At 55.9% G+C, this 22,819-nt stretch carries 15 protein-coding genes and 1 pseudogene; 7 read left to right on the top strand and 9 right to left on the bottom strand.

Annotated features, from left to right (window positions below; all coding sequences use genetic code 11):
- Positions 1–948: 948 nt before the first annotated feature.
- Genes BMS17_RS22370 through BMS17_RS22355 form a run of 4 tightly spaced genes read left to right on the top strand, consistent with a single transcriptional unit; the run spans position 949 to position 6,331 of the window.
- On the top strand, positions 949–1,593 hold the full coding sequence (locus BMS17_RS22370; RefSeq protein WP_059182504.1) for a hypothetical protein: 645 nt from the start codon (positions 949–951) through the stop codon (positions 1,591–1,593).
- Positions 1,577–3,427 (top strand): DNA-binding domain-containing protein, encoded by a 1,851-nt coding sequence (locus tag BMS17_RS22365; protein ID WP_077431777.1) that lies wholly within the window; start codon positions 1,577–1,579, stop codon positions 3,425–3,427. Before BMS17_RS22370 ends, BMS17_RS22365 begins: the two co-directional genes overlap by 17 nt.
- Entirely contained in the window at positions 3,411–4,352 is a 942-nt protein-coding gene (locus tag BMS17_RS22360) for a TniB family NTP-binding protein (RefSeq protein WP_059182502.1), read from the top strand. Before BMS17_RS22365 ends, BMS17_RS22360 begins: the two co-directional genes overlap by 17 nt.
- Positions 4,349–6,331 (top strand): TniQ family protein, encoded by a 1,983-nt coding sequence (locus BMS17_RS22355; RefSeq protein ID WP_077431775.1) that lies wholly within the window; start codon positions 4,349–4,351, stop codon positions 6,329–6,331. Before BMS17_RS22360 ends, BMS17_RS22355 begins: the two co-directional genes overlap by 4 nt.
- A gap of 271 nt (positions 6,332–6,602) precedes the next feature.
- Here the strand turns inward: BMS17_RS22355 and BMS17_RS30725 are convergent.
- The 5 genes and pseudogenes from BMS17_RS30725 to BMS17_RS22335 form a co-directional block, all read right to left on the bottom strand.
- Positions 6,603–7,204 (bottom strand): annotated as a pseudogene (locus BMS17_RS30725) (substrate binding domain-containing protein).
- Between the two features lie 75 nt (positions 7,205–7,279).
- Complete coding sequence (locus tag BMS17_RS30720; protein ID WP_256577209.1) at positions 7,280–7,531, bottom strand: LysR family transcriptional regulator; 252 nt, start codon at positions 7,529–7,531, stop codon at positions 7,280–7,282.
- A 464-nt stretch (positions 7,532–7,995) separates the two neighbouring features.
- On the bottom strand, positions 7,996–12,405 hold the full coding sequence (locus BMS17_RS22345) for a response regulator (RefSeq protein WP_077431774.1): 4,410 nt from the start codon (positions 12,403–12,405) through the stop codon (positions 7,996–7,998).
- A 51-nt stretch (positions 12,406–12,456) separates the two neighbouring features.
- Entirely contained in the window at positions 12,457–13,614 is a 1,158-nt protein-coding gene (locus BMS17_RS22340; protein ID WP_046032558.1) for an HD-GYP domain-containing protein, read from the bottom strand.
- A 218-nt stretch (positions 13,615–13,832) separates the two neighbouring features.
- On the bottom strand, positions 13,833–13,961 hold the full coding sequence (locus tag BMS17_RS22335; protein ID WP_256577208.1) for a hypothetical protein: 129 nt from the start codon (positions 13,959–13,961) through the stop codon (positions 13,833–13,835).
- Between the two features lie 152 nt (positions 13,962–14,113).
- Here BMS17_RS22335 and BMS17_RS30420 point away from each other — a divergent pair, with 152 nt between their 5' ends.
- From BMS17_RS30420 to BMS17_RS22320, 3 genes are read left to right on the top strand one after another with little or no spacing between them, the layout of a single operon-like run.
- Positions 14,114–14,251 (top strand): hypothetical protein, encoded by a 138-nt coding sequence (locus BMS17_RS30420; protein ID WP_158283926.1) that lies wholly within the window; start codon positions 14,114–14,116, stop codon positions 14,249–14,251.
- Between the two features lie 10 nt (positions 14,252–14,261).
- Positions 14,262–15,392: a nitrilase-related carbon-nitrogen hydrolase gene (locus BMS17_RS22325; protein WP_077431773.1), complete on the top strand. Its 1,131-nt coding sequence runs from the start codon at positions 14,262–14,264 to the stop codon at positions 15,390–15,392.
- A 3-nt stretch (positions 15,393–15,395) separates the two neighbouring features.
- Positions 15,396–16,436, top strand: a complete 1,041-nt coding sequence (locus BMS17_RS22320) for an AraC family transcriptional regulator (protein WP_046032561.1) — start codon at positions 15,396–15,398, stop codon at positions 16,434–16,436.
- A 343-nt stretch (positions 16,437–16,779) separates the two neighbouring features.
- Here the strand turns inward: BMS17_RS22320 and BMS17_RS22315 are convergent, their stop codons facing one another.
- The 4 genes from BMS17_RS22315 to lon all read right to left on the bottom strand — a co-directional run bounded on the left by BMS17_RS22315 (position 16,780) and on the right by lon (position 22,768).
- Positions 16,780–17,613, bottom strand: a complete 834-nt coding sequence (locus BMS17_RS22315; protein WP_046032562.1) for a DUF2242 domain-containing protein — start codon at positions 17,611–17,613, stop codon at positions 16,780–16,782.
- 227 nt (positions 17,614–17,840) lie between these two features.
- A complete protein-coding gene (locus BMS17_RS22310) occupies positions 17,841–19,712 on the bottom strand; it encodes a SurA N-terminal domain-containing protein (RefSeq protein WP_077431772.1) in 1,872 nt (623 codons plus the stop codon).
- 233 nt (positions 19,713–19,945) lie between these two features.
- The gene (locus BMS17_RS22305) at positions 19,946–20,218 is read right to left on the bottom strand and encodes an HU family DNA-binding protein (RefSeq protein WP_002552737.1); all 273 of its coding nucleotides are present in this window, start codon (positions 20,216–20,218) and stop codon (positions 19,946–19,948) included.
- A gap of 153 nt (positions 20,219–20,371) precedes the next feature.
- Entirely contained in the window at positions 20,372–22,768 is a 2,397-nt protein-coding gene (lon, locus tag BMS17_RS22300; protein ID WP_046032564.1) for an endopeptidase La, read from the bottom strand.
- Between the last annotated feature and the right edge of the window lie 51 nt (positions 22,769–22,819).

The raw sequence follows: 22,819 nt of genomic DNA, 5'->3' as shown, positions 1-22,819 counted from the left end.
CCTACATGGGAGGTGATCTCGCTATGTGCAGCGCTACGACATGGTTCATCCTGGCCAATATGACACTCGAGCAACAATCATCTACGCGTTGCTCCCATTTCAAATGGCAGCCGGGAAGTGACAACGTGCGGTTTAGCTCCCAACCCTTTGGTGCGAAGATGCGCGAGGGTGGCCACCCAGCGAACCGTACGAACCCGCCGACCTCCTATACCGTCGTCAACGATATTGCACCGCTGCACCCGTTGACTTGCGCCCTCTTTGGAAACAGGGCGCGCGCTCCTGTCACGCCCGAGGCAGCCCGCAGCGACTCAACGGGGTGGACGCCAACGCTTCACCGACCTGGTCGGCGAAATGACCTGGCTCAAACACGCGAGGCCCTGCGGCGACTTTGGCTGCCCGTGGATCACTCCTTTTCCGTGGCGCCACTCTGGGGCCTGAGCGGCAGCCCCCTCCTCGCCTTCTTGCCAGTGCACCCACTTTGCCGCGCGGCGTTGTATTACTACGACTTAGCAATTTGTCGTGCCTGCTTGAAAACCGCACCTGAACATCTCCCGCGACAACCTGTGCGCCACGTTGGCGCCTACACGCAGCCCCATCACTTGGGTGCTGTGCGGACCGTAGTCACGGAGCGCATGCGACACCTGATGGCGACGTGGTTTCCATCAATGATGGGTGGGGACACCACGGACCAACGTACGAGCCACTCGGTGACATTTGACCTGTTCGTGACGAAACGCCCGTATCGGTGCTCACAACACCATCTCAGGACCGATCAGCCAGCTGACGACCGCCAACGTTGCGCGCCCCTTAAACGCAAGATCAAACAGCGAAGCAACGTCACCCGATCGCTGAAAGCGGGTAAACGGGCTTCGACGCCGGACAAGGGTGAGCCCCTGTAATCCTCGCCCCAGCGCCCTTAAAAGCAGCCGATGCGTAAAGGAGATTTCGATGAACTTTCCTCCTTCGTTAGATCCACCCAACAAAAAATGCTATTACGGAAAACATGCGGTGTATTTTCCGTCGCGCAAAAACCAACATCAATTGATCTGCGACAGCATGCTCGAAGCCGACTACTGCGTGCTTCTGGAATACGATTCCACGGTCGTGAACTACTGGCGCACGCCAGGCGTGTTTGATCTTTCGATTGAGCAAAAAGTCATCCACTACACCCCTGATTTTTTAATCGAAACACTGGATCAATTTTACTACACGGAAGTCAAAGTCGATTTCAAACAATTAAGTCCGCTGACTCTCGCCAAACTGCACGCGGCCAATACCCTTTTTAACGAATCTGATAGGTCATTGAGATACGCTGACGAAAAAAACATTCGAGAGGGCGAGCTGCTTAGAAATATAAAGCACCTCTATTTGCACTCTTTCAACGTGAGTGACGATGAATTCGGTGACTGTTTAAGACAAATCAAAGCTCTAACTGGGTCTGTCTGCCTTGGTGACTTCATGGCTGGCACTCACGGACCAAGCGCCAGGTCCGTCTATAAAGCAATGTTCGACCGAATTCTAAAATTTGATCTCTCCAGCCGACTCACATTTGCTACTAAACTGGAGGTAGAACGTGATGACCACCACGCCTAGTGTGGGTGCCCAGTACACGCTGGACAATCAAGTGTACGAAGTGGTTTCGATCAATGATGGATTAATTTCCATGTGTTCATTGATTCATCAATACCGCCGTCATGTGAACTTCGACCTGTTCGCCTCCATGGAACAACGCGGCACCCTCTGTCTGCACCAACGCGCCCCGATCGATATGAGCGAAGCGGCGCAGTGGGTATCGTTGCCCGAAGAGGAACAAAAACTGGTTCGCCACCGCGTGGACTACCTCAACGCCTGCGACAAGGAGTTCGGAGGCAAGCTCCCCAAAAAAGCAGCGAAAGTGTTCGTCGCAAAACTGGCCACAAGATTAGGGGATCCCCACCCCCCAAGCATCTCAACTTTGTGGTTGTGGAAAAAGCGCTACCTGGCAAGCAACCGAAGCCCATTTGCGCTGCTCAAGCGTTATCCGACCAGCAAGTCAAAACGTACGCATCACTTAGCCGAAGAATTGATCAAGCACTACATCAAAACGGCTTACCTGCAGCGGGAGCGTCCCACGGTGACGCATGCCTATAAACTCATGGTCGCGCACATAACCTATGAAAATAAGGAGCGTCGAACTTACGACGCTGCGCCACTGAGGATTCCCTCATACGCAACGTTCTGGCGGAGAATCTTCGCCATGGACCGTCATCTGGTAGCCCGTGCACGCCATGGCCTGAAAGCCGCGCAACGATTGAACAAGTTTGGCGGTCATTTATTCGTCGATGACGACCCTCATGCCAACAGCCAGTTTGACTCCCAATATATGGACGTTGACGTTATAGACGCGTATGGCGACGTCGCCGGCCGACCAATCCTATCAGCACATCTTAATCCAGCTCATCGCAAATGCCCTGGCTGGGATATCTCCATGGGCGCCCCATGCGCAGAGAAGATGATGAGCGCGACCATACGAGCCATCGTCAATGATGGGAAAATGGCCAGCATTACCAGCGACCATGGGGCGGAAGTGTTCAACATTTGGTCGCAAACGGCTATGAACCGGCTCGGCATTGCACTCGATTACGTTCCTGTCGGCGATCCCGATGCCAAAGCATTCATTGAGCGTTTTTTTGGCACCGTCAATACAACCTTTTGCCATAACCTCCCCGGGACCACCAAAGGTTCGCCGAAAGCACGCGGCGACTATCCTTCGGAACAGCGTGCTTGTCTGACGCTGGAAAACCTGCGAGAAGCCTTTGGCCTGTGGTTGGAGGTTTATCACAATACCTGGCACGACGGGCTGTTCACGAGCCCCAATAAAAAGCAGGAAGAGTTGGAGAAAGTCGCGCCTCCACCGGAACGTTATTCCTTAGAGGAGCTTCAGCAATTGTGCCTAAGTGTTTGGCGATTGCGCATCTCGGGGGGACGAGTCAAAACCAAACATTTGATCTGGACCGGCCCCGGGTTGCCTGAAGTGGCCCAGCGATTGACGGCCAGCCAAAAAGCCATTGTCTATTTTAACCCCTGCGACCTCGGCACTGTATGGGTTGCCCATCCTAGTACTCCGAAGGAATGGCACCCAGCATCCCCCACGCACCCGACGTATCAAAATGGTTTGACATTGACCGATCACGAACGCCTGATTCAATCGTTCAGAGACGAGAAACGGGCTTTTGATCACACTGAGGCCTATCAGATGCTGTTCGAACTGAACGAGAAAATCGAGTCATTCAAACGCAGCGCTAAAAATAAACGCTCCCCGAAGTCCGCGGTGCCACCCGAAGACACACCTGCCCCCTACCCTGGTGCTCCCCACGCCTCCGATGAGACCAATTTCCCGACTCATTTCGTCCGAGATGAAGGTGATTCCGATGAACCCGACCAATGAAAAGAAACTCAAACATTTCAAGACATTCACGATACTGCATCCACAGTATCGTGAGGCAGTCGAGACCATCCACCGTTCCATCCAAGCAACTAAATTAAGAGGCGAGCCCAGTTGTGCGGTTCTATTAGGTGATCCGGGAACAGGCAAGACGCGCGTTTGTCACCAAATTCTTTCCGAATATGCACGCCCATCAAATGTTCGCACCGAAGCCGGCCTCCAGGACATTCGTCCGTCAGTCTATTGCCGCATACCTACTCAGGTGACTATCAAGGGAGTCCTGATCAGCTTACTGAGTTGTTTTGAAACGTTCAGTGCTTACCAGTCTATGGGCGCGCTAGAGTACCGTTTGATGACGGTGCTAAAAAACTGCCAAACTCAACTAATCATTCTGGATGAGCTCCAACATCTGTTAAGCCGCGGTGCTGCCAGGACTAAAGAAACGGTTTGCGACTGGGTGAAAGTGTTAACCGATATCTTTGCGGGAGAAGTAATTTTGGCCGGTACCCCCGACTGCGAAGCGATCATAACAGCTCATTCGGCTCTTGCAGGACGGTTTCCCTACAGTGCGCGTTTAGAGTGTTTCAATCTCAACACACCTGAATCATACGAAGACTTCGTAAAGCTTCTTCGGGCGTTTTCCATAAGAATGAAGGAAACCTTCGGATTTAGCGAAATCCCAGAACTCACCGATGAAAAAATGGCCTTGGCGATGTATGCGTTTTCCTCAGGCAACATGCGCTCGATTCGGACCTTGCTATTCCAAGCACTCAATGAAGCCTTAGAACGTGACGGCGAATTGCAATTACAAGATTTTAAAACTGCGGCAAACCACGTCAAGGTCAACACAAAAATGACACTTAAAAACCCGTTTGAGTTGAAGCTTGGCGAGCTTCACAAGATAGTTTATAAAAAGAGCAAAAAATGAACAAATTGCTTTTTACACCTTTGCCTCTCCCCGAGGAAAGTGTCGCCAGTCTTCTTTTCCGCTGCGCAAAAGCAAATGGCTATAAAAATTTAAAAAATTTTAGTCAAGCGTTCCAACTTGATTGGTCGAGCCTCGCCTCATGCCAATGGCGAGGTTCAACCGCGTCTAAATTATTGATCCGGCATGGTAGCCTCACCATGTCCGACAAACGAATGATTCTCAACTCGTTCCCCAAGCAAATCAGACGGGGCAGCAGCAACTTCATGCTTTTACATGAAGTGCCCTACCCGGTATCCATGCTACGCCAAAAATTGGTGCTGTGCCCTTCGTGCATTCGTAATGACTGCTTAAATAGAATGCATGCTTACCGCTGGTCGGACGTCTGTCCGTTGCATGGAGAAATATACCTCGAGCGGTGCCCCCACTGCGGCAGCCCGTTCGACTGGCTAAGGCTTGAGGATTATCACTGCCCCTGCAGTTTTGACTTACGCGAGGCCAGTAGCATTTCGGCTGATAAGCGCTCTAGCGAAATAATTAACCATGCACTGTCAGAAAAAAAAGGGGATTTTTTTACGCTGTTAATGGCATCGATGACCGCGCTTCGCTATTTTCATACCGTAGATAATCGACTCTCCATCATGGAAAGTTGCGTGAACATCGCCACCGCCCAAAAAACCGTTTTTTTTCAGGAAATTCGAAAGCTGCAAAACAAATATCCTACGTTACATCGTCGCGCACTGCTGGCGCCCTTTATTTTAAGCCCGAATGCAATGCCTAGCCATTATGGAATCGAATACCTCACCGCTTGCAAACAATCAAAACCGTCCCACCACGACCAAAGTTGTGGCTGTGGCACCCTACTATTCACAAAAAAAGAACTGCGGTACATATTCAACTCGTCCGGAAGTTTAGCGGAACTGAATGCCAAAAAGCTGAAAGGCATAGCGTCCCTAGACCCAAATCACCTCACAAACCCGTTCTATCAATGCCCAGACATCTGTGGATCGCTGATAAATCTGGATAGTATTCAATGGGAGCACACAAACGCATTTGCTCGCCCGTCTGCTAACTTTGAATTACTTACGAGCAGCGAAGCGGCGATGATGCTGCACACCTCGCCCGCTCGAATTCAAAAACTCGCAGGAGCAGGACTCATAAAAACGCAACAATTTAGCAAAGCGCAGGGCCTTCTAATTCCTATGGCATCAATTAAAGACTTCAATGAAAAATTCATCCTCCGCTCGGAAATACTCTCGAGGGCCGGACTCAATCGTCATGTAGTCAACTACATCCTGACAGGTGTCAATCCGATCGAAGTCAGGAGCAACGCGTACACATCGGGTTTTTTGCTCTATAAAAGGGATGAAGTACCTGAAAGTCTACTGAGTGCGCTGGACCACAGTGTGACTGCAATTATGCAAAAACCACTCGGACCCGACAGTCTTGTTACCTTTGCAGACGCAGCCAAGCAACTATCTATCAATGTAAAATGTATCAGACCCATGGTAAAATCCGGCTTATTGAATCAGATGCTAGTGCAGTCGCCAGACGGTTCGCCAGGTCGAGAGTATTGCACAGGAGACAGCCTACAAAAAGCAATGCAATGGCGTGACCATTATATGTCTCTGGGCGAAACGGCCATTCAAGCGAAGTGCAGTCTGCGTGTCATTCATGCAAGGTATATCTCCACTGGCTTCGTGGAGTGCAAGCAGTTTGGTCCAACCGTTTTTTTCAGTCTGGAGGCCGTGGATAAAATCCGTAGGCATTTCGAGGTTTTTACCACCCACCTGTTTTTTGCTCGCGAAACGGGTTGCACAATTTGTGTGATTTCTAAACTTATTGAAGAATCAAAAATTCATGCACTCACAAAAGACCATCCCGACTTCATCAATGGCCAAATTCTATTTCGTCGGATAGATGCTGAAGAAGCTATCGCTCGGTATTTTGCCGAAAAACACGTAGGATACCAATCAAAGTAAGATAACGAATGCTTGAAAGACATATCGAAATACCAGCCCTGGTACCTCGGCCTTTCCCCGCCGTGAGCTCCGCCTCCTTCGTGTGCAATCTAAAGAACAAATGTGGTCGAGCGAGACTTTGATGATACGCATTTTTCTGTGCGCCGCGGTCCAAATTCAAATCGAGAACGTAGACGCTATAATTTATTACGTCACATACCTAATATTTGGAAGGTTAGCTACAAGTTTATTTTTCAACTCAACTTCCAGTAGTCTCTTTCAAATTGTTAGACTAGCGATGAACCCATCCTCGTTCAAGCAGCGGTGTATCCCAATGCGGCTCTTCGCGGAATTTATCGACGAGAAACTCGATTAACGTGCGAACTTTCAGAGCTCTACGCTGAGTTGCCAGAAACACCGCGGAAAAATTGAATGAAGGCAGGGAATACTCCGGTAGAACTGGAATGAGTCGTCCTTCCAACAAATCATCGCTAGCCACGATTGTTGGTAAACAGACAAGGCATACCCCTGTCGCCGCATAATCGCGCAGTAAATGCACCGAGTTCGAACGGACTTGGCCGGGTAGGCTCAGCTCCACTTGCTCATCGCTATGGGTAAAAACCCAACGATTGCGCGATGGATATCCGGCATACAAAGCAATCTTGTGCTGTTGCAATCGTTGGGATGCTGCGGCACGCCAAACTGTTCCGCGTACTCCGGGGACATGCAAAATATTCGACGCACCGAAAACAGATGTCTCTCAATCAGGGTCTCAGCCAGAGGGAAAAACATCTGGAAGGCAATGTCGAACCCCTCTTCAATGAGATCCACTACTCGATCGTTAACCACAACATCAATTTCGATGTCTGGATAGATATTCTTGAACTCTGCCATAATGCCCCGAAATGACCGATGGCAAATCCCGGAAGCATTTGTATGCGTAGCTTCCCCGAAGGTTTTGCACGCAGTTCACGCATATTGTCGGTCAGCGAATTGAAACTCGCTACCATATCCGCACACTCTTATAGTAATCCCCCCAACTTCGGAGAGTCTAACGTGCCGAGTGCTGCGGTGAAAAAGTGGAGAGTTGATGAATTGTTCCAATTGTTGGATACGGTGTGTGACCACTGAACGGGCGATCCCTAACTGCAGGGCTGCTTTGGCGAAACTACTGGTTTCAGCAACTCGTACAAAAGCTTCGATACTGAGTAAGCGATCCATAGGTAGGCTCTCTAATTATTGCTAGACAATTCGAACTTGGTGATTCTTAAAAAATCTCCAGACTGATGAAAATCCATTCTTAGCTTAGATAAACACTTTCGAGGCCAGTGCTTGAAGTATTCATAAAATGAAATAGCGATGGCTTGACCGACACTCTGGGATAACAGCGCAGGTACTGCAGCATTTTCCCTCTTTCACGTGTAAATTCAAAACACAAATTTAGTCGGTTAGGTAGGCCTGCAGGTTGGTCCCCGCCTTCACTGTGCAAATTTTTTCTCCCCACCCGAGGTCAAATTTTAATGGAAATGGAAGACGCGATCATTTATTCAATTTTAGGCGATCAGCATTTTTTAGCATGAGTGAAAAATCCATTTCTAACACCTTGATCTACCGTAGCCTCGTCCCCATACTTATTGATTAGCCATGCATGAATGACCAGGAGCGGGCTCAATCCGCTTCAATTATCAGGACAGGTTTTCAAGCAACTCCAGCGCCTGATCAAAATCGAAGCGCTCCGCTTGCCGGACAACCCGAAGCAGCTGCTCGGTCATCCGCGGGTCTGAAACCAGCCCCTGCAGTTTGAGCAAGGCCGTCAGCGCCTGGGTGTCGCTCTCGGCCAGCAGCGACCGGGCTTGGGCCAACTGCGCATGCCATTCGCTGCCCGGTGGCGCGATTGATGAGTCTGCGGACGATGTCGGTTCGTCGATCACCGATAATCCTTCCAGCACTGTTGTCAGGCAGCGCTCAACCTCCGCCAGCCGGTCAGCCAGCACCTGCTCCGTTCCATCGCTCGCCCCATCGTTCAGACACGCCTGCTCCAGCGCGGCGGCTGCGTTCGCCACTTCAACGGCACCAATGTTGCCCGCCGTACCGCGTAAGGTATGGGCCAGCCTGACCGTCACCAACGGATCGCCTTGACCTTGGGCAGCCAGGAACTCAGCGCAAAAATCCTGCTGGCTGGAGCGAAACTTGCGCAGCAGGCGCAGGTAGAGCTCGACCTTGCCCATGCAGGTGCCCAGGCCCGCGTTCAAATCAATACCGGGAAGGCTGGCTGGCAGGCTCGTTGCTGACACCGAGGTGGCCGGCGAAACGTCGGCCGACATCGCGCCACGGTCAGCGCGCGGATGTATCCACTTGGCCAACGTGGCGAACATGTCATCAACGTTCAAGGGTTTGGAGATGTGGTCGTTCATGCCGCAGGCCAGCGCCCGCTCACGGTCCCCCATCATGGCGTCTGCCGTCATGGCGATCACCGGCAGATTCGCCCAGCGTGGCTGCTCACGAATCTTGCGGGTCGCGGTATAGCCGTCCATCACCGGCATCTGGCAGTCCATCAACACACCATCGAAGTCTGCGTCATGTTCCAGTTGGTCGAGCGCCTCTGCGCCGTGAACGGCCAGGCACAGCTCGATTCCGGCGCTCTCCAGCAGCTCACAGGCCAGCTCGCGGTTCAGCTCATTGTCTTCCACCAACAGCAGTCGCGCGCCACGCAGGCGGGCCATGGCGCCGGCGCTCTGGCCCAATCGCTCACTGGCCCGGGTATCGGCCTGGGGAGTCTTGCCGAGCACCGTACCCAGTGCCTCAAGCAACGTAGACGGCGTCACCGGTTTGGTCAGTACCACCGGCAATTGAATGCCGTGCCGACTGGCTTCCTCGCGGGCCTCCTCGCGACCGAACGCCGTGACCATGATCACCGACGGCGTATGCGCCAGTTTAGCGGCCTGCATCTGCCGCACCGTCTCCACACCGTCCATGCCAGGCATGCGCCAATCCATCAGCACCAGATCATAGGGCAGCGCCTTGGCTTCAGCGTCCACCAGCATGGCCAGTGCGGCCCTGCCACTTTGCGCGACGTCCACCTCCACGCCAAAACTGCGCGCCATGCTGGACAGGATCTCGCGCGCGCTGGCGTTGTCATCGACCACCAGCACACGGCTGCCAAGCAATTCGTCGGCGGTCACCATGCGCCGCAACTGGCTGTCACGCTGCACGCCCAGACTCACCTCGAAATGGAAAGTGGAACCCTGGCCCGGCTCGCTCTCAACCCAAATGCGCCCGCCCATCAACTCCACCAGATGCCGGGAGATGGCCAGGCCCAACCCGGTGCCACCGTACTTGCGGGTGGTGGTGCTATCAGCCTGGCTGAAGGGTTGAAACAGGCGCGAGCATTGTTCGGCGTTCATGCCGATGCCAGTGTCACGTACCCAGAAATGCAACTGCGCCTGCTCTCCCGCAGAGCCCCGCTGCTCTACGCCGAGCACGATCTCACCCTGCTCGGTGAACTTCGTCGCATTGTTGCCCAGGTTGATCAGCACCTGGCCAAGACGCAGCGGGTCGCCGATCAAGGCGGTCGGCAGCTCGGCATCGGTGCTGAACAGCAACTCCAGGCCTTTGTCCTCGGCTTTCAAGCCAATCATGCTCGCAAAGCTGTCGAGCACGGCCTCGAGGTGGAAGGGAATGTGCTCCAGGTGCATCTTGCCGGCCTCGATCCTGGAGAAGTCGAGGATGTCGTTGATGATCACCAACAGGTATTCCGCCGAGCGATGGACCTTTTCGATGTAGTTGCGCTGGCGGTGGTCGAGCTCGGTGCGCAATGCCAGGTAGCTCATGCCGATGATGGCGTTCATCGGCGTGCGGATCTCGTGGCTCATGGTGGCCAGGAAGTTGCTCTTGGCCTGGGTCGCCTCTTCTGCAGCCTCCCGTGCGCGCTGCACCTCGGCCTCGGCGGTCTTGCGGTCGGTGATGTCAAAGTACCAATTGGCCCCCATGCCCCGCTCCCCCAGCGTCATCGTGATGGCCGAAACCAGTACGTCGAAGCGCTCGCCTCCTGCGCGCTGCAGAGTGGTCTCGAAGTTCAGCACTGCACCTTGCGATGCCGCTTCGAGAAAGCGCTGGTGGGCCTGCGGGTCGACCCAGAACTGCGCTGGATCCGTGCCTTCGAGTTCAGCCAGACGAGTCCCGAACAAACTGTCGAACTGCGGATTGCAGTAGGTCGGGCGGCCATCAACGTCCCTGATCTCCATGGCCACCGGGCTGCTGTCGAGTACTGCGCGCAACTGTGCCTCGCTGGCCTTGAGTGCCGCCTGCAGATGACGGCGTTCGCTCACGTCGCGCACCGACGCGCACACGCAGTCTCCGCCCCCTTCCAGGCTCGGCAGATGCGACAGGCTGATCTCTGCCGAGAACAGACTGCCGTCTTTGCGCACGCCTTGCAGGTCGTCCAGGTTGGCCCCCATCTGGCGAGTGGCGCCGTGGGCCATGAAGCCCTTGCGCAATGCCTCGTGGCGCCCGCGACTGGCCAATGGCACCAGGCGATCGATGGTTTCGCCGAGCAGCTCACCGGCGCTATAGCCGAACAGCTGATCCAGCTGGCGATTGGTGCGCAGGATTTGTCCTTCGGCATCCACCACCAGCATGCCGTCCGGCGCCGCTTCGATAATCCCGCGATACCAGGCCTCGGTGGCGCGCAACGCCGATTGCTGGGATTCGAGTGCCTGCGCCTGCTGCTCCAGCTGCAGCGCCTGTTCCGCCATTTCATTGGCCTGGCGCCGGGTTTCCGCCAACAGGGTCTTGACCGCCTGATTACGCTCCAGAATCGCCATGGCCGCGGCCAGGCGCGGGGTGGCTTCCTGCAAGAGCAGCAGTTCACGCTCGCCCAAGAGTTCCAGCCCGGCCAGCTCGAGCACGCCCAACAAACGCTCGCCACGCACAATGGGTTGCAGCAGCAGGCAACGGGCCGGGACCTCGCCAAGCGGCGAGCGCAACCGCCAGTATTGCTCCGGCATCGCCTGAAACTGACGCGGCACGCGATCCACCGCGCACTGCCCCAACAGGCCATCGCCGAACTTGACCTGCGCTTCGGGTGGCCGCTCGGAATCGGTGGCATAACCCCCCATCAGCGCCAGCGTGCCAGAATCCTCCTGCACGCTGTACAGCACCCCCTGGCCGATTCCGTGCAGGCCGGCCATGCATTGCAAGAACACCTGCGCCAGTTCGGCCGGGGTTTCTGCCTGCTGCAGATCGACCTGCAATTGGGCGGTATGCGCCTTGATCCAGCGCTGACGTTCAAGTTGTTGGGACTCGGTCTGCAATTTGGCGATGGCCCGCGCCAGATCGCCGGTTTCGTTGTTCATGTCGGTGTGGGGAATCGGTTGATCGAGCTGCCCCGCGGCCAATTGGTCTACCGCCACCCGCACCCGGTTGAGCGGATTGCGGATCGACTGGCTGACGACCCAGGACAACAGCAACGCCAGCGACAAGCCACCGAACAACAGGATGTAGGTCAGAAGGGTACTGCGTTCGGCAAACTCGGCAATGTCCTTGGCCGTGTCGCGAATCGAGGCTTCCTTGACCTGGGCGATCGCGTACAAAAGGCCATCGGCCTGCTGGGCCAGTTGCTGGAATTCACTGCTATTGAGCAGCATTAACGCCTTGTTCTGCTGGCCCTGGTCGATCATTACAAAGGCCTGGTCGCTTTGACGCTGCAACTGTTGCAGCAGCAGGTCGAACTCGGAGAGTCGCGCCAGATTCTCCGCGCGCCTGAGGGTCACTTTGGCGTGGGCCACCGCCTGTTGCAGGCGCTCCTGGATCTCGTGCAACTGCTGCAGGGATTCGACGCGAATCTGCGCGCTGTCGGTGCCCACCGCGCGTTGCAGCGCTTGCAGCATATGCGGCAATTGCACACGTGCTTCCTGCAAGTGCTCCATGCCGACCAGTTCCTGCAGATAAAGGTTCTGCATATTTTGCTTCAGCGATTGCTGGGTGCGCAGGCTTTGCACGCCGAGCACCAACACCAACAGCAGCAGCGCTGAAAAACCCAGGATCAGTTTGTGCCGTAGCGCGAGGCGCTCAAGCAGGGTACGCAATCCAGCCATGACTATCCTCGTGGACCTGATGAAATTACTGACAAAGGGGCCATTGCGGGTTCACGGAGTCTGGCCGAGACGCTCCAGGGCCGCCCGCTGGACGGCCATGTCCTGATCGGTATCAGCGAAACGCTCGGCAATGGTCTGGAACTGGTCGAGGCAATCCAGGAAGGCATCACAGATGTCCGGGTCGAAGTGCGTGCCTCGCCCCTGACGAATAATCTCGACCGCCTGCCCGTGGGGCATCCCCGCTTTATAGACCCGACGGCTGATCAACGCGTCATAGACGTCCGCCACCGCCATCAACCGGGCGCTAATCGGGATGTCGTCACCCGCCAGCCCTTGCGGATAGCCACTGCCGTCCCATTTTTCCTGGTGACTGTAGGCAATTTCCTTGGCCAGGCTGAGAAACTCGGCGCGCATGCCGAGCTGGTCCTCGGCATGCTGTATGGCGTCACGCCCCAGCGTAGTATGTGTCTTCATGATCTCGAACTCTTCCTCGGTATAGCGTCCCGGCTTGAGGAGGATATGGTCGGGGATGCCGATCTTGCCGATGTCGTGCAGCGGCGCCGACTTGAACAACAAGGCGACGGTGTCCTCGGTGAGAAAGTGACTGAAGCGCGGATGGTCACGCAGATGCTCCGCCAGCACCTTGATGTAATGCTGGGTCCGCCGGATATGGTTGCCGGTTTCGTTATCGCGCGTCTCGGCCAGTGAAGCCATGGCCTGGATGGCCACATCCTGGATCGCAATCACCTCGAGGGTCCGGCGCGCTACTTCCTTTTCCAGATAGTCGCTGTGATCACGCAGGAAGTCTGCCGCCGCCTTGAGCTTGAGTTGGGTATCCACCCGCGCCAGGACCAGTGCCGGCCGGATCGGTTTGGTGATGTAGTCGACAGCCCCCAGCTCCAGGCCATGGATCTCGTCTTCGGTGGCGGCCATGGCCGTCAGAAAGATGATCGGAATGTCACGGGTACGCGGGTCGCGCTTGAGTTGCTGCGCCACTTCATGGCCGGACAGCCCGGGCATCATCACGTCAAGCAGGATCAGGTCAGGGAGTGTGTCGCCTTGTAGTACGCGCAAAGCCTTTTCACCGCTATTGGCGGCCTTGACCCGGTAGCGATCCTTGAGCAGATCCGTCATCAGCATCAGGTTATCGGGCGTGTCATCGACCACCAGCAGGGTCGGCGGACTGTAATGACGCTGTTCGACGCTCATGACGGGGGGCTCCCTTGCCGGAAATAGACATCCCGAGGCAACACTTCCACCGCCGCCCCAGCGCAGGAGAGCTTAGCTGCAGTTCTTCAGGGCTGCCCGGCGTCAAGCCGCGTACAAAGATGCTCGATGACCACGCAAGGCGTTGCGCCAACGTCGTGATGCGCCGCTACTTTCCAACCCGAACATTGCAACGCAGCTTGAGCGAGAGGCCATCACCGCTATCCCAGCAGTGCATGCTTGAGCACCGAATCGGTCGTGGTCTGATAATGACTGGCCAGCAACTCGCAAGCCTTGTCGATGTCTTTGGCCAGCGCCGCCTCCATCAACTGGCGGTGTTCATGGGGCACATTACGCGCAGTGTAGGGGCCAGGCAGAACGAATGCCTCTGCGGGCTAAAACACACTTAAGCAGTAAAAACACCCACAGCGATCACTTGCCTCAATTTCGGCGCGATGATCTTTACTAAGGGTCGCTGTACGTTATGTAACTTGGCGGCAGCATGACCAGCACCGATTCCATTCGGCCAAAAAGCGAAGAATTGTCCGGAGAAAAAAGAAAATTGCCCATTAACCCATTGATTCGCTTTATCCTCGATCCAAATCCTGGTGAAAAGCCATGCCCTGAACACGGCTGTTGATTGCTCCCCCATGCGCAAACTTTTGTACCTGACCTTTTCCATGGCCATCGTTGCCACCCTGACAACCTACGCCATGTGGGCCGCGGATCGTCCGGTGGGCCATTACCTGTCGGACCTGCGCATCAACCTGGCCATTGATCAAGGCGAACCCGCCGATCGCGGCAATCTGCTGGGCATACAGCCTGAGCTGTTCCCTACCGACTATCAAAGCCCCGAACGCTTGCATCGCAAACTCGCGGCCTATCTTCAGAAGGCCCAGGATGAGGGCCTGTTGAATGACAAGACCATCGTCGTGCTGCCTGAACACGTCGGCACCTGGCTGATGGTCAGCGGTGAAAAAGATGAGCTGTACCAGGCCACCACGCTCCAGGAAGCGATGAACTGGCTGGCGGCGAGCAATCCCCTGAAGTTTGTCCGCGCACTGATCAGTGCCAACGGCGGCAGCCGTCTCGACGACGCTCATTTGCGGATGAAGGCCAAAGGCATGGCCAAGGATTACCAGGCACTGTTCGGGGGGCTGGCGAAAGAGTTTCATGTGACGCTGGTGGCGGGCACCATCGTGCTGCCGGAGCCCAGCATCATTGACGGTACGCTGAAAATCGGACGCGGTGCGCTGTACAACAGCAGCGTGATATTCGGGCGCGACGGCGTGCCGATCGGCCAACCCCAACGCCAGATGCATCCGGTGTTCGAGGAACATGACGACATCAAGGCCAATGACCTGCAGGCACTCAACGTCATCGATACGCCCGCCGGACGCTTGGGTGTGTTGATCGGCAGCGACAGTTGGTACCCGGAAAACTACCGAAAGCTCGATGCTCAGGGCGTGCGACTAGTGGCCGTACCGGCGTACGTCATCGGGCGCGACACCTGGGATAAACCTTGGCGGGGATACCGAGGGTTGCCGACACCCGAATCCGTCACCCTCAAGGCCGGCGAACTGAGCGAAGGTCAAGCCTGGCATCGCCTGACACTGACAAGCCAATCGCCTTCCAGCCAGGCCATTGCCGGGATGAGCGTGTTCCTGCGCGGCCAGTTCTGGGACAGGGGCAGCGCCGGGCAAAGCTTTCTCAGCAACAACGGTCAACAGTTCGCCGACGGCAATGCCCGCGGCGCGCGGTTGTTGAACCTCTGGTTGTAACCCATGAAACCGCAGCCGATGCGCCTCGGGGATTTGTCGGTGGGCTTCGTCCATAGTCTGGCCGATGCCGTGCACAGCCATGGCGTAGATCCTCAACCGTTGCTCGATCAATACGGACTGGATGCGGCCCGACTGGCGGAGCCCGGTGCCCGGCTGTCGATCCCGCGTTACATGCGCCTGGGCCACAGTGCAATTCAACTGACGGATGACCCGGCTCTGGGTTTGCGCATGGGCCAGGTCAGTCGCCTGAGCCAGGCGGGTCTGGCCGGGGTCACGGCCGCCCAGGCGCCAACCGTTCGAGAAGCCGCGCGTTGCCTGATTCGCTTCGAAGCCTTGTACGGCTCTAACTATCGCGGCCAGTCGAGTTTTCATGAAGACGCTCAGGGTGCATGGCTGCGCTTCTATTCCATCAGCCCCTACAACGCCTACAACCGCTTCGTGGTGGATTCGATCATCGCCGGCTGGTTGCAGCAGTTGTCCAGCCTGAGCCCTGCCCCGCTGCGCGCAGAGCGCATAGAAATCGAATTCGATGCTCCGGATTACCGCGAGGCGTATGGCCTGCTGGGCGACTGTCCAATCCAGTTTGGCGCCGAGCACAACCAACTGCGCCTGAGCCTGCCCAGCCTCGCCCAACGCAACCCGCAGCATTGCCCGAGTACCTGGCGGCATTTACTGCAACTCTGTGAACGGGAACTGGAACAACTGACCCGCACCCGCAGCCTGCGTGAACGCATCACTCAGTTACTGGGGCCGTTGCTCAATGGTGGTCGGGAACCCGACCTGGAAGAAGTGGCGGCACGCCTGAAGCTGCCCACCTGGACCTTGCGCCGCAAACTGGCCGAAGAGGGCACGCAATTTCGCGCAATTCTCAACGACACCCGTCGCGACCTGGCCATGACCTACATTCGCGATACTGAACTGGCGTTCGGAGAAATCGCTTACCTGCTGGGTTTCGCTTCAGCTGAAGCCTTCCAACGGGCCTTCAAACGCTGGAATGGCCAGACCCCTGGCGAGTTTCGCCGCAGTCATCGCCAATCTGCCTGACGCTTACAGCTCGGTAGCGTCTTCGGCGGGTTCCAGCGGATCCAGTTCAAACGCCTGGTACTCGAGCAGCTCTTCTTGATAATCGTCCATTTTTGAATCCCCCAGCGCTCGCTTGAAAAATGCCTGAATAAATGACCAACACCCTGAGCATAAAGTGCCCCCGTGAAAGAAAAATGACGCAGGTGCACCGCTCAGCGGCTACTCAATAAAACGTAGCAGGCGGTCAGGAATTTATCACAGGTTTTTTTCGATACAGGCTGTAGGACTACGGCCCGGCTGACGCAGATCAACGTTAAGCGCCTACGGGATCGATGTCGTCTGACCCGACCCCGTAGATAAACGCTTAATGACCAGAGATGGGCATGGCCGGAATCGGCTCGCTAGGTGGCGGCAGGTCCGACTGTGGTGGCGGCGTGACAGCTTCTGCGGTCGGTGCCGGTTCGCTGTTTTGTGCCGGGGTAATCGGAGCGGTTTCGACCGGCGGTGCAACAGGTTCAGAGGCCGTAGGGGCCGGTGCAGGCTCAGCAGCCGGTGCTGGCGCTGGCGTCGGTTCCGCAGGCGTTGGCGCTAACGCTGCAGGCGCCGCTTTGGCTTCAGGCACGCCCAGGTCAGTCTTCGGTTTCTCGACGATGTGTGCGGCTTTCTTCGCTTCCGGTGGCAGGAACAATTCGACCAGCGTGAAAAAACGCTCGTAGAACTTGGCCGACGAAACGGTTTCGCTGGCGACCTTGACCATCGAGTCGTCGGACGAGCCGATCGGCATCGACACCGAACCCAACACACCGACACCGAGGCTGGCGGAGTTATTGGTCTTCTTCAGCGCGTAACGGTCCTGCAGGGCGTTGGCAAACATGGTCGCGTGGTGCCCGTCGCTGCCATCATCGGCACAGACCACACTGAAACTGATCTCCATGTGGGTTTCGCCAGTCTGCTGGAAACTTTTGTGCCCACTGATCAACTTGGGGTCGCTGCTGGTAATGATGTAACCCTGGCTGAGCAAGGCGCGACGGGCGGCTTCGCAGGTCTGCGCATCGCTCACCGGGTAATTGCGCGAAAAGGTGCCGGAGTCGGAGAAGTTCTCATGCTCATAGATCGCGGCTTTCTTGGACGAGCAGCCGGCAGCAGCAGCGAGCACCAGTGCCAACCCGACGAGGCGCATGGGAATTGATTTAAACATTGAACATCCTGAGGAAAACGGTCCGGGGCGTATTGTGCAACAGATCGATGCTTAGCGGCGTATCGATTAGTGTCTTAAAACAGTTACAAGTGTAAAGACTGCCTTTGACGTAAAAAAGTCGATCCGTACTCACATTGGGCGACGGATAACCGTTTTGTTTTTCTGCGGGCAAAAAAAACCCCAGCCTTTGGACCGGGGTCTTTTTGCAGCAATGAGCTAATCAGGCATCAGTAACGCTTGATGTCAGCTTCGCTTTCCAACTGCTTGCGGTAAGCCGCGAAGTCCTGCTGGCCAATGCGCGAGGCGAGGAAGCGACGGTATTGAGCCTTCTCTTCATCGGTCGGCGCGGCCGCTTCGTTCACGTTATTCAAGCGCACGATCACCAGGCTACCATCGGCCAGGGTCACGCTGCTGAAAGTCGGCTTGTCCTTGGCGGCTGGTTTTGGCATCCGGAACAGCGCTTGCAGCACGGTTGGGTCAACCCCTTCCTGAGCGCGGGTAGCCGCTTCGATCACTTTCCAGTTCTGGCCTTCAATGGCTTTGTCCAGTGGGGTCTTGCCGTCGCGCAGGCTGGCAATCAGCTGTTCAGCCTTGGTCTTGGCGGCAGAGCTGGCGTGCTCCTTGGCCAATTGCGTGCGAATGGCGACATTCACGCTTTCCAGCGGCAATTGTGCAGGCTTGAGGTGTTCCTTGGCGCGCAGCACGATCACGGTTTCCGGATCGAGCTCGATGGCGGTGCTGTTGGCACCTTCATCCAGCACTTCAGGACTGAACGCAGCGGTGATCACGGCACGGTTGGCTGCAATCCCCTCACCGCCTTCACGACCAAACGGCTTGGAGGTGTGAACAGTCAGCTTCAGGTCTTGTGCTGGCTGGGCCAGATCGGACGCTTCGAACGAGGCGTCTTCCAATTGTTTGGTCGCCTCGACGAACCGCTGCTCCACTTGCTGGGCTTTCAGCTCACGGGTCAGCTTGTCTTTCAGGCTGGCAAACGTTGGCACTTCAGGTGCTTCCACACCCAACAGCTTGATCAGGTGGAAACCGAAGTCAGTACGAACCGGCTCGGAGACTTGATCCTTGTTCAGCGAATACAGGGCTTTTTCGAAGACCGGGTCGTAGACACCTGGACCTGCGTAGCCAAGGTCGCCGCCATTGTTGGCCGAACCCGGGTCCTGGGAGAACTCTTTGGCCAAGGCCTCGAATTTCTCACCTTTGGCCAGGCGCGCCTGCACTTCTTCGATCTTGGCCTTGGCTTGCGCCTCGGTCATCTTGTCGTTCACTTCGATCAGAATGTGCGCAGCCCGACGCTGTTCGGACAGGTTCGCGATTTCTTTCTGATACGCCGCTTGCAGGTCTTCGTCCTTGACGCTGACTTGATCAAAGAAGGAAGCCTTCTTCAATTCCAGGTAATCGATGACCACCTGATCCGGCGTCATGAACTCCTTGGCGTGTTCGTCGTAGTAGGCTTTGACTTCATCGTCGGTCAGCTTCACAGCCGCCGGGTCAACCTTGACGTTCAGGGAGGCGAAATCACGGGTCTGTTTTTCCAGACGAGCGAAGGCCAGCACCTGGGCGTCGGTGACGAATCCGCTACCTGCCAGGCCAGCACGCAGCTGACCAATCAGCATTTCCTGAGCCAGCATCTGGCGGAACTGCATACGGCTGTAACCGAGCTGACGGATCACCTGATCGAAACGCTCAGGGCTGAACTTGCCGTCGACCTGGAATTCAGGCGTCTGCAGGATTACTTGGTCCAGGGCGCCTTCGGAGAAAGCGAATTTCGAGTTCTGTGCGCCTTGCAGCAGCAATTTGCGGTCGATCAAGCCTTTGAGGGCCGATTCGCGCAGCATTTTTTCATCCAGCAAGGAAGCGTCGAAATCCTTGCCCAGCTGTTGCATGAGCTGACGGCGTTGCATATCAACCGCTTGGCTCAGCTCGTTCTGGCTGATTTCTTCGCCATTGACCTTGGCCGCATCATTGCTGTGCGTGGTGGCCTTGAAAATGGCATCGAAACCGGTCAAAGCCATCAATGCAACGACGACCCCGATGATGGTCTTGGCAATCCAGCCTTGTGAATTGTCCCTGATATTCTGCAGCATGCGTCCCCCAGAAACGGTTGAACTTCAAAAATTAGGCAACCGTGGAGCGTGGGTAGAATCCGGATAGAAGAAAGGCGCATCCGGGGATGCGCCTTCTCGTAACTGGCGGAGCGGACCGAGGGTTCGAACTTGCGACCCTCAGTGTCTCAGACCGGCATTCGCCGGCTGGACTACCGCTCCGCTGCCAGGTCAGGCATGACCCCGACCCGGATAGGCAAAAACCTGAATCGAACTTAGTTGACAGCTTCTTTCAGTGCTTTACCGGCTTTGAAACCTGGTTTTTTGGCTGCCGCGATTTCCAGTGTCTTACCGGTCTGTGGGTTACGACCAATGCGAGCTGGACGATCAGTTACGGAGAAAGTACCGAAACCAACCAGAACAACGGAGTCGCCAGCCTTGAGAGCGCCAGTGACGGATTCGATTACTGCGTCCAGCGCACGGCCAGCAGCAGCTTTCGGGATATCAGCGGATGCAGCGATAGCATCAATCAGTTCCGACTTGTTCACTCTAAGTCCCCTTATATCTATCTATTTGAGTATGATTCTAAGTTTTTTTGGTGAAAGCAAAAACGTGTGCTGAATGGCCTACAGACACTTAAGAGCCGCTTTATAACAAGGGCTCTAAAAAGCTGTCAAGGAAGCCACCCGGCCAAATGCGTACTAATGCGTGCTAATTCTTTCCTTAGAGTCAGACTCGCGTTTTTCATCCTTTGCAACTATCTCAGGAGCCACATCAGGCAGGGGCTCCGGCGCGTATTGCAGCGCAATTTGCAGGACCTCGTCAATCCATTTAACCGGTTTAATCTGCAGATCTTGCTTGATATTGTCAGGAATTTCCTTCAGATCGCGTACGTTCTCTTCAGGAATGATCACTGTCTTGATTCCGCCACGGTGAGCGGCCAGCAGTTTTTCTTTCAAACCACCAATGGCCAGCACCTGACCACGCAGGGTGATTTCACCCGTCATGGCGACGTCCGCACGCACCGGGATCCCGGTCAGTGCCGATACCAGGGCCGTGCACATGCCTACGCCAGCGCTAGGACCGTCTTTAGGGGTCGCCCCTTCCGGCATGTGAATATGCGTGTCGCGCTTCTCGTGGAAGTCCAGGGGGATCCCCAGGCTCTTCGCACGACTACGAACCACGGTCAACGCTGCAGTGATCGATTCGACCATCACATCACCCAGGGAACCGGTCTTGATCAATTGACCTTTACCCGGGACCACGGCGGCTTCAATGGTCAGCAGCTCGCCACCCACTTGAGTCCATGCCAGCCCGGTCACTTGACCGATCTGATCCTGCGACTCAGCCAGGCCGTAGCGGAATTTACGCACGCCCAGGAAGTGTTCGAGCATCTCGGCAGTGACCTTCACCGAGAAGCGTTTTTCCATCGCATGCTCTTTGACCGCCTTGCGGCAAACCTTGGCAATCTGGCGCTCCAGCCCACGCACACCGGCTTCGCGGGTGTAGTAACGGATGATGTCGCGGATCGCTTCGGCGTCGAATTCCAGCTCGCCTTTCTTCAAGCCGTTGGCAGTGATCTGCTTCGGCGAGAGGTATTTGACGGCGATGTTGATTTTCTCGTCTTCGGTGTAGCCCGGCAGACGAATCACTTCCATCCGGTCCAGCAATGCCGGCGGGATGTTCATGGAGTTCGAGGTGCACAGGAACATCACATCGGACAGGTCGTAGTCGACTTCCAGGTAGTGATCGTTGAAGTTGTGGTTCTGCTCGGGGTCGAGCACTTCCAGCAACGCCGACGCCGGATCGCCACGCATGTCGCTGCCCATCTTGTCGATTTCATCAAGCAGGAACAGCGGGTTGCGGACGCCCACCTTTGTCATCTTTTGAATCAATCTTCCTGGCATCGAACCGATGTAAGTACGGCGATGGCCACGAATTTCAGCCTCATCACGCACACCACCAAGGGCCATGCGCACGAATTTGCGGTTGGTGGCGTGGGCAATCGACTCCGCCAGCGAGGTTTTACCCACGCCCGGAGGACCGACCAGGCACAACACCGGGCCACGAATTTTCTTCACGCGTTTTTGCACGGCGAGGTATTCGAGGATCCGCTCTTTGACTTCTTCCAGACCGTAGTGGTCGGCGTCGAGAATGTCCTCGGCGCGCGCAAGGTCCAGACGGACTTTGCTCTGGGCCTTCCACGGCACCTGAACCAGCCAGTCGATATACGAACGCACCACGGTCGCTTCCGCGGACATTGGCGACATTTGCTTTAGTTTGTTCAGTTCAGCCTGGGCTTTGGCCAAGGCATCTTTGGGCAGGCCAGCGGCATCGATGCGCTTTTTCAGCTCTTCGATTTCGTTGTGGCCTTCGTCGCTGTCGCCGAGCTCCTTCTGAATGGCCTTCATCTGCTCATTCAGGTAGTACTCGCGCTGACTGCGCTCCATTTGCTTTTTGACGCGACCACGAATGCGTTTTTCAACTTGCAGCAGGTCAATCTCGGCATCCAGCAGCGCCAGAACGTGCTCGACACGGGCCGACAAATCGATGATTTCGAGAATTTCCTGCTTCTGCTCGATCTTCAGGGCCATGTGCGCGGCCATGGTGTCGACCAGGCGGCCTGGCTCGTCGATGCTGTTGAGCGACGACAGCACTTCAGCCGGGACTTTCTTGCCCAACTGTACATATTGTTCGAACTGAGCCAGCAGGCTGCGAACAAAGACTTCCGACTCGCGCTCAGGCGCGTCGACTTCATCGATCAGCGAGACTTCGGCGCGGCAGTGGCCGTCCACTTCGCTGAAGCGCTCCACGGCGCCCCGCTGCTCGCCTTCGACCAAAACCTTGACCGTGCCGTCAGGCAGCTTGAGCAGCTGTAGAACGGTTGCAATAGTACCTACGCGATAAAGTGCATCTTCACCGGGATCGTCGTCAGCAGGGTTTCTCTGAGCCAGCAGAAGGATCTGCTTGTCGCCCGTCATCGCTGCCTCGAGGGCTTCGATGGATTTCTCGCGCCCCACGAACAGCGGGATAACCATGTGCGGATAAACCACAACATCACGCAATGGCAGGAGAGGCAATTCGATGGTTGTCTTCATGATTTCGCCTCTACGGCGGCCATAAGGCCGTAAACAGATGGAAGTAAGCTT

The sequence above is a fragment of the Pseudomonas sp. C9 genome, assembly GCF_002000165.1.
Lineage (GTDB): Bacteria > Pseudomonadota > Gammaproteobacteria > Pseudomonadales > Pseudomonadaceae > Aquipseudomonas.
This window is presented reverse-complemented; position numbering and strand designations above follow the sequence as displayed.

Bases quoted from the DNA above. Each gene is read 5' to 3' on its own strand.
- lon (WP_046032564.1), bottom strand. From the start codon at position 22,768: ATGAAGACAACCATCGAATTGCCTCTCCTGCCATTGCGTGATGTTGTG.
- BMS17_RS22340 (WP_046032558.1), bottom strand. From the start codon at position 13,614: ATGAGCGTCGAACAGCGTCATTACAGTCCGCCGACCCTGCTGGTGGTC.
- BMS17_RS22370 (WP_059182504.1), top strand. From the start codon at position 949: ATGAACTTTCCTCCTTCGTTAGATCCACCCAACAAAAAATGCTATTAC.
- BMS17_RS22315 (WP_046032562.1), bottom strand. From the start codon at position 17,613: ATGTTTAAATCAATTCCCATGCGCCTCGTCGGGTTGGCACTGGTGCTC.
- BMS17_RS30720 (WP_256577209.1), bottom strand. From the start codon at position 7,531: ATGGATCGCTTACTCAGTATCGAAGCTTTTGTACGAGTTGCTGAAACC.
- BMS17_RS22310 (WP_077431772.1), bottom strand. From the start codon at position 19,712: ATGCTGCAGAATATCAGGGACAATTCACAAGGCTGGATTGCCAAGACC.
- BMS17_RS22320 (WP_046032561.1), top strand. From the start codon at position 15,396: ATGAAACCGCAGCCGATGCGCCTCGGGGATTTGTCGGTGGGCTTCGTC.
- BMS17_RS22355 (WP_077431775.1), top strand. From the start codon at position 4,349: ATGAACAAATTGCTTTTTACACCTTTGCCTCTCCCCGAGGAAAGTGTC.
- BMS17_RS22360 (WP_059182502.1), top strand. From the start codon at position 3,411: ATGAACCCGACCAATGAAAAGAAACTCAAACATTTCAAGACATTCACG.
- BMS17_RS22345 (WP_077431774.1), bottom strand. From the start codon at position 12,405: ATGGCTGGATTGCGTACCCTGCTTGAGCGCCTCGCGCTACGGCACAAA.
- BMS17_RS22365 (WP_077431777.1), top strand. From the start codon at position 1,577: ATGACCACCACGCCTAGTGTGGGTGCCCAGTACACGCTGGACAATCAA.
- BMS17_RS22325 (WP_077431773.1), top strand. From the start codon at position 14,262: ATGCGCAAACTTTTGTACCTGACCTTTTCCATGGCCATCGTTGCCACC.
- BMS17_RS30420 (WP_158283926.1), top strand. From the start codon at position 14,114: ATGACCAGCACCGATTCCATTCGGCCAAAAAGCGAAGAATTGTCCGGA.